Origin of the sequence: Commensalibacter sp. Nvir, assembly GCF_963921845.1 — a bacterium.
Lineage (GTDB): Bacteria > Pseudomonadota > Alphaproteobacteria > Acetobacterales > Acetobacteraceae > Commensalibacter.
In genome coordinates this window covers 1-9,880 of the sequence record NZ_CAWUGZ010000030.1, presented here as the reverse complement: position 1 = coordinate 9,880, position 9,880 = coordinate 1, and the positions used below count along the sequence as shown (strand labels likewise).

The following is a 9,880-nucleotide window of genomic DNA, read 5'->3' as shown; positions in this document are numbered from 1 at the left end:
AGATATAGAACTAGAAAGTAAGAAGGATTCCCCCCAAACCCCCCAACCGTTAAATTTACCCAAAGTGGTCCCGATTAACGAAACGACTAAGCTTTTCACTAAAAGCGTTCAGGTGCTTCAAGAGCGAATACGTTCCTCGGAGTTGGAATGTCATAAGATCGTAGGGAGATGGTTTAAGCAGTCGGGGCAAGACGCTCCGCTCGTGGCTGAGGCAATTCAAGCCGGGCTGCATGGCAACAACCCCGTCGCCTATATTTCCGCCATTCTCAAGAGTAGAATTGAAAAACGAGATCATCCTCAATCCCTCCAGAGTTACCCTAAAACCAATAAAGAAAAATTAACCGAAGAATGGGGGTTGTGCAAAAATATTTTGGAATACCAACAAAAATACGCGAATGAAGAGCCGACTCTGGAGCAGCTTCAAGCGTACAGCCCGAAACGGGCCTGGGGACATCGGTAAATGACCTCATCCTTCGAGACCACCAACGTCGTGTGGCGCATTGATCGAAGCTATGCCGCTACGGCTGAGAAAATAGCCAATTGGCTTCGGCAGTTAATGGATTTAACCCAAAAAAGCGATAAGGAAGTTAATAAACACTTTGTCACCAACCTTACCATGATGCTTATGGGTAAATTCGAAAAATGGTATTTTACCGTCAGTTCCCTCGAATATGTGGCGTCGCAATCCAAGTTTTTTCCAGCCTATCGCGAACTTTGCGATCACTTGAGTGCGTGGATCGAACTTGAGAAATACCGCCGTGCCAATCAAGAAATTACTGAGATGTATTGCAATCACGCGGACTTTGCCACGTTAACGCCTGAAGCAAAAGAGTGGGTTAGGAATTTTTATCTCCGGCAATCGCATCACTGGAAAGACAATCCTGAAGAGTCAGTTCCTTCCGCTGACATGCAATCGGATCGTGCAGCAAGGTTTAAAAGCCTCATGCGGCAATATTGCGTATCGGCCTATGAATATTTGTTTAGCGATGAAGCAAAACAAGAGGAAGACGATGGGAATCCTACGGACATATGGGAAAATTTTATGCGGGATTTAAAATATTTTCCTGAAGGTCCTATTAAAAATGCGTTAAGGCAATTGCAAAAAAACAGGACTTCAAAAAAGCCTAAACCTCTCACTTTGACGAAAAAGCATCTCTCTTAATGGCTAAAAAATAAAGGTAAAAACATGACGGATTTAAAAAACGATACAATGAATTCTTTTGTGGATGGTGTGGCCAATTTCGTAACCGATATGGTAATGGAACAAAGTAATACCACAGCGCAGATTGGTGGAATTGCTGCGGAGCGTTTGAGGAGTATTATAGAGCGTATAGAACGTGTAGAAAGGGAACGTGGAAAGTTAGCAAGCGATATCAAAGATATATACGCAGAAGCCAAATCTGCGGGGTTTGATGTACCTGTCCTTCGGCGTATTATACGTGCACGCAAACAAGAGCCTTCGGAGGTAGAAGAGCAAGAAGCGCTGTTTGATACGTATAGACATGCATTGGGAATGTAATTTTAATCGCAATGCAGAAACGAAAAAAGTATATCCCCCTCCTTATTCGACAAGCAGGGGTACAGCAACGCTGGAAACGAGGGGAGCTGGAACTTGAGGAAGCGATTGATCCCGACCATCCTCACCATAAAACTAACCGACTACGCCGTAAATGTGCATATGACGAGATGTATGGGCGTGGGATGATCACTATTGAACAACGCAACTGTGCCGAACGCTATGCCATTCTGTGTGAAAAAGCCTTAGGGGCAACCCAAAACTTATACGCCAAGATAAGTTTACTCAGCGTTTCCCGCAATCGCTGGGAACCCACCCAAGCACAGCATGAGGCGTATGAAAAGCTGTTTGTGATTTGGAATGGGGTGGGGAAATATCATATAGATATTTTAAATAAAATCATATTCGGAAATATGAATGCTTTTGCTCTATCTAAAGTTTTAAAAATGCATCGTGATTTTATAAGTGGTCAAATTATCTCTTCTTTTATTCTTTTAGAGCAAACTTTTGAGAAGATTGATTAAAAAAACACTTGAACATTGCCGCAAAACTTGCTACTATTTTGTCATACTAAAAGAATTGTGTCCAGGGAGGACCTGGCCACAAGACACGCATCACCATAGGGTGCGTTTTTCATTTAAGGTTTTGTTTTAAGAAAGTGATAAATTTGTGTCTTAGAAGCGGTAAATGAGTTTTGTTTGCTTTTGAGAGTTTATTTGCTAGGCAAAAAAAATGGTGTTGGTGTAAAAGAGGAGCAACTGAGTAAAAAAACAGCCATTGTAAAATATAAAAATGTGAAGAATAAAATAATTTTACTTGTAAATCTTAATAATTTTTTATTATAAATTTATTCATTTGTTATTTCCAACCTGTCTACAAAGTAATTTTCAGATTCTATATGGTAACAAAAATGAACTGGAGTGCGCGATAAAAAAGCGGAGATTTCGATGGGTTGAAAATTTTCGGCCACAAGGTAATTATAAAAAATATCATCTCGGTTTTCAATGGTAAAAGCAGTTTCAAATCGGCTACTTGAAAACTTTACCGAGTTAATATATACGTTTTCTACTGAGGTGTCATTATCAGGACATGCAAAGGGTGAGGCATAACTTGCAGTATCGAGTGAAGCAAAAGAAAGCAAAAATCCTATCAATGCAAATACATATTTTGTTTTAAACATGTTAAACTCTATTCATTTCTAATCTATCTACATAAGTGACACCAGATATTTCATAATAGCAAAAATTAACCGGAGAATGTGAAAAGAAAGCAGCGATTTCCATAGGTTGAAGATCAGCATTTACATAATTATTTAGACGATTATAAAAAATATAAGTTTGACCCTCGATGGAAAAACTAAAACTACTTGAATTAGACAAATACCCTGTTCTGCTAATATATTCATGATTTAAGTTAGTACTCCCTGTTGGACATGAAATAGCATAACTTGCAGTATTGAACGAAGCAAAAGAAAGTAATACACTAGCTGATGCAAGTAAATATTTTATTTTGAACATGTTAAACTCCTAATACAAATTACCTATAAGTAGTTTTTGTTGGTTATTAAAATTTTTAATTGTAGTAAGAATTGAATTATATTAGGGACTCATTATTTCCAATGTATCCACCCATTTTTCGTTATTTGTATCAGTATAATAACAAAAATGGACCGGGAGTTTTCCTAAAAAAGCAGCAATTTGAATGGGTTCAAAATAGTTATTTAAATAATTTTTTAGATTGATATGAAAGATATCATTGTAGCTTTGTGTCATGAAAGTAAATTCCCCTTCCTGGCCTAGATATGATATTTTGTCAATTTGTCTATTATTTAGACCCGTATCACCCGTTGAGCATGGTAAGGTAGAAGCGTGACTTATTGCATTGAATGAAGCAAAGGAAAATAAAAGTCCTGTCAATGCAAATACATATTTTATTTTAAACATGTTAAACTCCTGATCAAATTATTCATAAAATAGTGCTTGTTAATTATTAATTACTTTGAAACAATGATGTAAAAGCGGGTAGGCACCAAGTGTCAGTTTCGTCAATTGATTCAAATGCAGCACTTTCAGTTGTATGCATAGCGAATAATGTTGGTGTTGTTATGTAAGGGTATTGATCACTTAACGTAAAAGGATTTTCATTTGTGCCTGTATCAGCATCCACATAGCCTGCATTAGAAAAACTACCTTCATTCACTATTTGTCGTGTTACAGAATTTATCGTATATGTTGTAACCTCCATAACATGATCAGCTGGAATGCCATTGTAAGCTATGTATTCATTCTCTCTTAGCAAAATAGTATGGGTTACGGGATCTAATCTTGCGTTCCATCGTGTTGCCAAATGGTTCATTGTTCTTAGTGCAGAGTAGAAGTTCTCATCAGCTCGTATTCGATATATGTAAAAAGGTCGGCCAGGCCGAATTCTCAGGCTCATGAACTTGTAAGCAAAATTGAGTTGGGTGGTGGTAGATATAAACGCTGAATCTCGAGAACCTGTAGACGCTAAATATCCACGAATATGCAATGCAACGTTAATATTGTTTCCCCAAGTTTGAAAGCCTCTAATGAAAACTATATCTGGACTTTGATCGTCAACTCGGTAGACATATTTTTGTGAGGCTGCTTGGGACGAGCCCAAACTGAGCAAAAATATGGAAAAGCAGATCGTTACAAATTTGAACATAATTAATTACCTAAATAATGGAGTGGTAATCTATTTTCCAATTGTTATTATACCGCAGTGTTAATACTTAATAAACATTAGTGATTATTAATGATTAATTAACAATTATTATGATTTTATATTATTTATTGAGCTATTATTACTCATGCGAATTACAGCGAATCGGCAGAATCGTTTATTTTATTAAGCATTGGTTTGCTTAATAAACTTGTAAACAGGAGCTTTAAAGTCAAAAGTTGTTTTGATCTTGAAGTTTATTTTAAAACCTCTTATGCGAAAAATCAGAAAACTGTAAAAAGCAATGCACAAGAATTACACGACCCATAGCACTTGGCTTGGTGGAGTATTTACCTTTTTGGTAGGGGCATGGGATCATTTCTCTCCGGACGATCTATCCAAAATTGCAATGGTCAGTGGCATTGTTTTTACCATGATCAGTATTTATTACATGCGTAAAGAGCATAAGCTCAAAGAAAAAATTGATGCGCTGTTAATCGCTAAACTTAAAGACGATCCATCATAATTTGAAGCTTTTCATAGTATATTGTTAAACGTGAACCATCCTCCAAGGGTGGTTTTTTTATGGGCTAGACTATGGCGTATAAGAGAAAGCTAGGTATTGCAGGTGGGGCGTGTGCGATTATGACGCTTATTCCGATGGTGGTGCATATAGGAGGGATCCGCACCAATCAGGCAGGTTTGGAACTGATAGGCGATGCCGAAGGGTGCAAGCGCGATCCGTATCATTGTCCTGCAGGATTGTTAACGGATGGGGTGGGCAACACCACCAATGTGCGGGTTGGGGTGCGTAAAAGCGATCAAGAGATTGCCAACGATTGGAATAGAAACGTTCGGGACGCTGAATGGTGTGTTAATCGCTATGGCAATGGAAAGAATCTCAGCACCAATGAGTTTTCCGCCGTCACCTCAATTACGTTCAACGTGGGGTGCTCGAAACTGCGCAACTCAACACTTTATCAAAAACTCAATTCCTCCAATCCTTTAGTCGCGTGTGAGGAATTCAATCGTTGGATCTATGTGGGTCAAAAACCCATGCAAGGCCTTGTAAAAAGGCGCGCTCAGGAGGCAGCACTATGCTTGAAAAACTAATAACCATATGGTTCCTTATAGGCTGCGCTTATCTTGTATTTTCGTTTGTTTTTTATGTGGTTCTATTATTGATATGTTTACGACAATAAAAGGATATATTTACGGCATTCTAGGGAGTGTTATCGTCCTCGTAGGATTGTATTGCGCTTACCTTCATATGCATTGTAACGCGTTAACCTTATCCCTAAAACAAACGACCCTTAGCCTTAAAAACCAATCCGAGCAAATGAATGTTTTAATAAAGCAACGCGAGAATTTGCAAAACATCGACAATACCCATACGAAAGCATTAGCCAATGCGCAACATACCATTAATAGTCTTGGGGTTCAGCTTACTTCTGGCCAACGTCAGCTGCACATCAAAAACGCCATTATATACAAATTGTCCCAAGCCTCAAGCTCCGGCAGCGTGGGCGATGCAACCACCTGCGGACTTAACCGCACAGGTGAGCAAGATTATCTTGCCCTCCTCGAAATGATCGCAAAGCAAAGGCAGCAGATTTTGTATCTGCAGGATTATGCCAAAGCTGTCAGTCAATAATCGCAGTTTTGAAAAAAAACCAAAATAAATCAAAAAATCAAAATGAAACATTATGGAAAAACGAGGAGGTGTAAGAAAGGGATCCGGAAGAAAAAAGGGATCTACGAACAAAATATCTTTAAAGCGAACCTTATCGACACTTGAACATAAAGAGTACAAAACGCCCTTAGAGGTGTTGTTAATTGTGATGAACCAATGCTTAACGGATAGAGACTATAAACTGGCTATTGAAGCCGCCAAAGGGGCTGCACCTTACGTTCACGTTAAGAAAAGTGAGGAAGCTATGGTCGATAAAGGCGAGGCGCAACGTTTACCCCCTATGATTGATTATTTGGCTCATCATGACATCATTGTTGATTCTTTGAAATGATTATCAGCGATGTGTTTGCCCCAATTATTACCAAGGCAACACGTTATAAGGTTTTATATGGAGGGAGAGGCTCAGGCAAAAGCACTACGGTGGCGTTCTTTTTAATTCAGTATGCACGCCGCGCTAAGTTTAATATCTTATGTGGCCGTGAAATTCAAAAGTCTATAAAGGACTCTGTCTATCAATTGCTAAAGTCAATCATCGAAAAAGAAGGATTGACGGCCGAATTCGAGTTTCAGAACAACTACATCTTTCATAAGCGCACGCGTTCGCAATTCATGTTTCGTGGGTTAAAAAGCAACATTACCGCTATTCAATCGCTAGAAGGGGTCAACATCTTATGGATTGAAGAGGCACAGAGTGTCAGTAAGGAAAGCTGGGATGTTCTTATTCCGACCATCCGCACGCCCAACTCAGAAATCTGGATGACGTTTAATCCCAAAAATATATTGGATGAGACCTATCAACGCTTTGTGCTCAAGCCTCCTGAGCACAGCGTAGTCTTAAACGTCAATTTTGATCAAAACCCGTATTTTCCAGACGTTTTACGCGATGAAATGGAGGCCTGTAAAACACGCGACTACGATTTATATCGTCATATTTGGTTAGGTGAACCACGAGCAGACTCCGAACAGGCTATCATCAAACCGATGTGGATTGATGCGGCTAAAGATGCCCACCTAATGCTTGGCTTTAATCCTGCTGGAGAGAAAACTATTGGCTTTGACGTGGCCGATGAAGGCGCAGATGCTAACGCGCTATGCTATCGCCACGGCGCGGTGGTTCAAGACCTCTTCTCGTGGAAAGAAGGTGATATTGGCTATTCAAGTAGTAAAGTTTATGCCTATGCGATGGATCACCAGATCCGCACGATTGTCTATGATTCCATTGGGGTAGGGGCCGGCGTTAAATCCCATCTCAGACGCTATCAAGGACTGAATGCTGCTGGCTTTAATGCAGGCGGCAAGGTGGAACGGCCCACTAGTGCATATCGGGACGGCAAAACAAATGAGGATATGTTTTTAAATCTCAAAGCACAGACGTGGTGGAAGGTACGGGATCGGTTTGAGTTTACCTATCGTTTAATCCAACAAAAACATGCAGGCGAAGACGTGCATATAACACCTGCCATGGAAGATTCTTTAATCAGCATTTCAAGCCAGATCAAAGAACTGGATTACCTCTGTGCGGAACTATCGCGTCCTCAGGTGGATTATACCGAGAATGGCAAGGTTAAAGTGGAAAGCAAAAAAGATCTTAAAAAGCGGGGTATCCCTAGTCCGAACTTGGCGGATGCCTTTGTCATGGCCTTTTACACCAAACCGAGAGGCTTTTTTTGAATAAGTGGGCATTGGTTTTATCAGGATCCAGTCTTGATCTGGAAGAATGTATCCAACTGGAAAAAAGTGATTTTAAACTATGCGCCGTAAATTGCGCCTGGAGTGTTTTTTCTTTCCATCGCGTAGACATAATTTACGGTATGGATCTGGCTTTTTGGCAGGCTTACGTCTCGCAGATTGAGAGCGCTGCTGAATGTTGGACGTCAAACGCAACCGCAGCGCAACGCTTTGGCCTTAATTTGGATCAACGATCCTACCACCCTTTTGAAGTCAACTCAGGCTTGCGTGCCTGTATGTTTTTGTTAAAGCGCTTTAACCCCGATTGCCTCTACCTTTTTGGACTGGGCGGTGAGGGGCATTTTCATGCAGACCATGATAGCCATCAGCATAAAAGCCTTACCAATCCTGGTCTTACAAAAGTGCATCAATGGGCAACGCGCTGGAGTGAATTACACCGCATGATTAAACGACACTATCCCAATACGCAGGTGTGGAATGGCTCTGCAGCTTCTGAATCAACCTTCTTTCCTTATCGAGAATTATTTCTATGGTAACCCTTACCTTCTATCCCAAACGCAAAAAAACCTATAACGAGCAACTCCAATCTGATCTTGAAAAGATCACGTTTGATTTGACGAAAGCATCACGAAAAGATCCACCCGCGCCTGAACCTGTTGATACCGTTTCTTCTATGGTTACCAACGAAGCGTTAAAACTAACAAAATGGTTAACCGCTGATACCGTGATTATTGTGGCCAACGGACCGAGTGCCAAGGGATTTAAGGCACCGCCAGACATTCCCGTTATTGCCGTCAATTCTGCCGTGCAATGGCTGAACCGTTGGGATTGGTTTTTTACGCTGGATCTAAGTGCCAAGAACATTATTAACTTTCAAACTGCACTAAAAGTAAAACGCAGAAAAGCGGTCATTGCCGTTCCGGATATGATCGTCAAACCTAATCAAACCAAGTATCCGAAGTCCTATGTAATGACGCGGTTAGTGGGGGCACCATCCTCTGAACCAGTAGATCATACCAGCCCGCAATGGGGACTATGGCGTTACAAAGCACGTCTGGGATTAACCCGCACGCAAGGAGCGATCTCTACGGGGAACAGTGCGTATGGGGCGTTGAACCTTGCGTATCATCTGGGCTTTACCAGCACGGTATTGATTGGTGTCGATGGCACGCAAGATGCTGGCGTGGATGGTGATAAACCCAAGGATCTTGCGTATTTGCCCTTATTGTTTCAATCGGCAGAAAAAGACATGTATGTGATTAATTGTGGCAGCTTGGACGGGTTTAAACACGTCGATTTCGATGTCTGGTATGCAGGATACAAGGATACCTCCTCATGATCGTATCCTTTTATACCGAAAATTGGTACTGCCCCCACCATGCCGAGCGGATGCGGAAATTGTTAGATCAATTTAAAATCCCGCATGACATTCAATTCCTTAAGGGACGTGGGAGGTGGATGGACAACACGCGTATAAAAGCGGCGTTTATTTATGAAATGCTGCACACGTATAAGCGTTTTTTGTGGGTGGATATCGATAGTGAGATAGTGGACAATCCTTTTCCTCAGATCATGAGTAATTTTACAGGGGATCTGCTGTTGCGACGCCATAGCACCCTAAACGATCGATTGTATCATGTGTCGGTTATGGGATGGACGTCCAACGATACAACTAAACGTTTGTGCAAGGAATGGATCCAAGAGGGCGAGGAGCACGTGGGAACGGATGAGCTGAGTTTTGATCTGGCAATTAAAAAGTTTAATCAACCTCTGAGTATTCATCTTTTGGATCCAATGTATCATCGTTTACCTAAAGAAGATGTAAAGAACCCCTGTATTACCATCGGATTGTCAATTGATCCAACCAAACGTTCCAAACCATAATGATGCTTATCGTCACGGTTCTAAAGTTAAGCACAGAATACAAGCTCAGTCAGGCTATATTCTTGCACCGGCAATTACGACACTTTGGATATGATGCGATTTGTTTAACCGATGCCGAGTATATTCCCAATGTCAAGACGTATCCCTTCTACCATCAGTTTCCGGGTTGGTGGTCAAAGATGGAACTCTTTAACCCCAAACATAAAATCATTGGCAATCAATCGATCTTTTATATGGATTTGGATACGTTAATTCTACGTGAGTTTAGCCCTTTAATGAGCGACACAGAGCTTAGGATGATTAACGATTTTTACCATCCCACCCACTCGCAAAGTGGGGTCATGAATATCAATCAAGCGTCTAAAAAACAAATCTGGAAGCAATGGATGCGTAACGCCAGCCATTACATGAAC

At 40.8% G+C, this 9,880-nt stretch carries 18 protein-coding genes; 13 read left to right on the top strand and 5 right to left on the bottom strand.

Going from position 1 to position 9,880, the window contains the following annotated elements; all coding sequences use genetic code 11:
• The 4 genes from AABE15_RS02345 to AABE15_RS02330 form a co-directional block, all read left to right on the top strand.
• Positions 1-460: hypothetical protein (locus AABE15_RS02345; protein WP_338329675.1), on the top strand; the 460-nt coding region annotated here is incomplete at its 5' end.
• Positions 461-1,162: a hypothetical protein gene (locus AABE15_RS02340; protein ID WP_338329674.1), complete on the top strand. Its 702-nt coding sequence runs from the start codon at positions 461-463 to the stop codon at positions 1,160-1,162.
• 90 nt (positions 1,163-1,252) lie between these two features.
• Complete coding sequence (locus AABE15_RS02335; RefSeq protein ID WP_338329676.1) at positions 1,253-1,519, top strand: DUF2312 domain-containing protein; 267 nt, start codon at positions 1,253-1,255, stop codon at positions 1,517-1,519.
• Between the two features lie 11 nt (positions 1,520-1,530).
• Positions 1,531-2,040, top strand: a complete 510-nt coding sequence (locus AABE15_RS02330; RefSeq protein WP_338329673.1) for a hypothetical protein — start codon at positions 1,531-1,533, stop codon at positions 2,038-2,040.
• A gap of 323 nt (positions 2,041-2,363) precedes the next feature.
• Here the strand turns inward: AABE15_RS02330 and AABE15_RS02325 are convergent, their stop codons facing one another.
• From AABE15_RS02325 to AABE15_RS02310, 4 genes are all read right to left on the bottom strand, one after another.
• A complete protein-coding gene (locus AABE15_RS02325; protein ID WP_338329672.1) occupies positions 2,364-2,696 on the bottom strand; it encodes a hypothetical protein in 333 nt (110 codons plus the stop codon).
• Between the two features lies 1 nt (position 2,697).
• Positions 2,698-3,033, bottom strand: coding sequence for a hypothetical protein (locus AABE15_RS02320; RefSeq protein WP_338329671.1), 336 nt, complete (start codon positions 3,031-3,033; stop codon positions 2,698-2,700).
• 81 nt (positions 3,034-3,114) lie between these two features.
• The gene (locus AABE15_RS02315) at positions 3,115-3,459 is read right to left on the bottom strand and encodes a hypothetical protein (protein WP_338329670.1); all 345 of its coding nucleotides are present in this window, start codon (positions 3,457-3,459) and stop codon (positions 3,115-3,117) included.
• Between the two features lie 46 nt (positions 3,460-3,505).
• Positions 3,506-4,204, bottom strand: a complete 699-nt coding sequence (locus tag AABE15_RS02310; protein ID WP_338329669.1) for a hypothetical protein — start codon at positions 4,202-4,204, stop codon at positions 3,506-3,508.
• A 301-nt stretch (positions 4,205-4,505) separates the two neighbouring features.
• Between AABE15_RS02310 and AABE15_RS02305 the strand changes: the two genes are divergently transcribed.
• The 6 genes from AABE15_RS02305 (at position 4,506) to AABE15_RS02280 (ending at position 8,119) form a co-directional block, all read left to right on the top strand.
• A complete protein-coding gene (locus tag AABE15_RS02305; protein ID WP_338329668.1) occupies positions 4,506-4,727 on the top strand; it encodes a hypothetical protein in 222 nt (73 codons plus the stop codon).
• Positions 4,728-4,798: 71 nt separating this feature from the next.
• On the top strand, positions 4,799-5,314 hold the full coding sequence (locus AABE15_RS02300) for a lysozyme (protein ID WP_338329667.1): 516 nt from the start codon (positions 4,799-4,801) through the stop codon (positions 5,312-5,314).
• A gap of 73 nt (positions 5,315-5,387) precedes the next feature.
• Positions 5,388-5,855 (top strand): lysis system i-spanin subunit Rz, encoded by a 468-nt coding sequence (locus AABE15_RS02295; protein WP_338329666.1) that lies wholly within the window; start codon positions 5,388-5,390, stop codon positions 5,853-5,855.
• A gap of 52 nt (positions 5,856-5,907) precedes the next feature.
• On the top strand, positions 5,908-6,225 hold the full coding sequence (locus AABE15_RS02290) for a hypothetical protein (protein WP_338329665.1): 318 nt from the start codon (positions 5,908-5,910) through the stop codon (positions 6,223-6,225).
• Positions 6,222-7,565 carry a PBSX family phage terminase large subunit gene (locus AABE15_RS02285; RefSeq protein WP_338329664.1) on the top strand — a complete coding sequence of 448 codons (1,344 nt, stop codon included), beginning with the start codon at positions 6,222-6,224 and terminating at the stop codon, positions 7,563-7,565. Before AABE15_RS02290 ends, AABE15_RS02285 begins: the two co-directional genes overlap by 4 nt.
• The gene (locus AABE15_RS02280) at positions 7,562-8,119 is read left to right on the top strand and encodes a hypothetical protein (RefSeq protein ID WP_338329663.1); all 558 of its coding nucleotides are present in this window, start codon (positions 7,562-7,564) and stop codon (positions 8,117-8,119) included. Before AABE15_RS02285 ends, AABE15_RS02280 begins: the two co-directional genes overlap by 4 nt.
• Before the next feature lie 31 nt (positions 8,120-8,150).
• On the opposite strand, the gene AABE15_RS02275 is transcribed toward AABE15_RS02280, so the two are convergent.
• Positions 8,151-8,447 carry a hypothetical protein gene (locus AABE15_RS02275; protein WP_338329662.1) on the bottom strand — a complete coding sequence of 99 codons (297 nt, stop codon included), beginning with the start codon at positions 8,445-8,447 and terminating at the stop codon, positions 8,151-8,153.
• Positions 8,448-8,553: 106 nt separating this feature from the next.
• Here AABE15_RS02275 and AABE15_RS02270 point away from each other — a divergent pair, with 106 nt between their 5' ends.
• The 3 genes from AABE15_RS02270 to AABE15_RS02260 form a co-directional block, all read left to right on the top strand.
• Positions 8,554-8,922, top strand: a complete 369-nt coding sequence (locus AABE15_RS02270; RefSeq protein WP_338329661.1) for a hypothetical protein — start codon at positions 8,554-8,556, stop codon at positions 8,920-8,922.
• Positions 8,919-9,467, top strand: coding sequence for a hypothetical protein (locus AABE15_RS02265; protein WP_338329660.1), 549 nt, complete (start codon positions 8,919-8,921; stop codon positions 9,465-9,467). Before AABE15_RS02270 ends, AABE15_RS02265 begins: the two co-directional genes overlap by 4 nt.
• A partial coding sequence (locus tag AABE15_RS02260; protein WP_338329659.1) for a hypothetical protein occupies positions 9,467-9,880 on the top strand: 414 nt, incomplete at its 3' end. The genes AABE15_RS02265 and AABE15_RS02260, both read left to right, overlap by 1 nt.

Bases quoted from the DNA above. Each gene is read 5' to 3' on its own strand.
- AABE15_RS02265 (WP_338329660.1), top strand. From the start codon at position 8,919: ATGATCGTATCCTTTTATACCGAAAATTGGTACTGCCCCCACCATGCC.
- AABE15_RS02315 (WP_338329670.1), bottom strand. From the start codon at position 3,459: ATGTTTAAAATAAAATATGTATTTGCATTGACAGGACTTTTATTTTCC.
- AABE15_RS02310 (WP_338329669.1), bottom strand. From the start codon at position 4,204: ATGTTCAAATTTGTAACGATCTGCTTTTCCATATTTTTGCTCAGTTTG.
- AABE15_RS02340 (WP_338329674.1), top strand. From the start codon at position 461: ATGACCTCATCCTTCGAGACCACCAACGTCGTGTGGCGCATTGATCGA.
- AABE15_RS02320 (WP_338329671.1), bottom strand. From the start codon at position 3,033: ATGTTCAAAATAAAATATTTACTTGCATCAGCTAGTGTATTACTTTCT.
- AABE15_RS02270 (WP_338329661.1), top strand. From the start codon at position 8,554: ATGACGCGGTTAGTGGGGGCACCATCCTCTGAACCAGTAGATCATACC.
- AABE15_RS02330 (WP_338329673.1), top strand. From the start codon at position 1,531: ATGCAGAAACGAAAAAAGTATATCCCCCTCCTTATTCGACAAGCAGGG.
- AABE15_RS02295 (WP_338329666.1), top strand. From the start codon at position 5,388: ATGTTTACGACAATAAAAGGATATATTTACGGCATTCTAGGGAGTGTT.
- AABE15_RS02290 (WP_338329665.1), top strand. From the start codon at position 5,908: ATGGAAAAACGAGGAGGTGTAAGAAAGGGATCCGGAAGAAAAAAGGGA.
- AABE15_RS02300 (WP_338329667.1), top strand. From the start codon at position 4,799: ATGGCGTATAAGAGAAAGCTAGGTATTGCAGGTGGGGCGTGTGCGATT.
- AABE15_RS02275 (WP_338329662.1), bottom strand. From the start codon at position 8,447: ATGTTCTTGGCACTTAGATCCAGCGTAAAAAACCAATCCCAACGGTTC.
- AABE15_RS02285 (WP_338329664.1), top strand. From the start codon at position 6,222: ATGATTATCAGCGATGTGTTTGCCCCAATTATTACCAAGGCAACACGT.
- AABE15_RS02335 (WP_338329676.1), top strand. From the start codon at position 1,253: ATGGTAATGGAACAAAGTAATACCACAGCGCAGATTGGTGGAATTGCT.
- AABE15_RS02305 (WP_338329668.1), top strand. From the start codon at position 4,506: ATGCACAAGAATTACACGACCCATAGCACTTGGCTTGGTGGAGTATTT.
- AABE15_RS02325 (WP_338329672.1), bottom strand. From the start codon at position 2,696: ATGTTTAAAACAAAATATGTATTTGCATTGATAGGATTTTTGCTTTCT.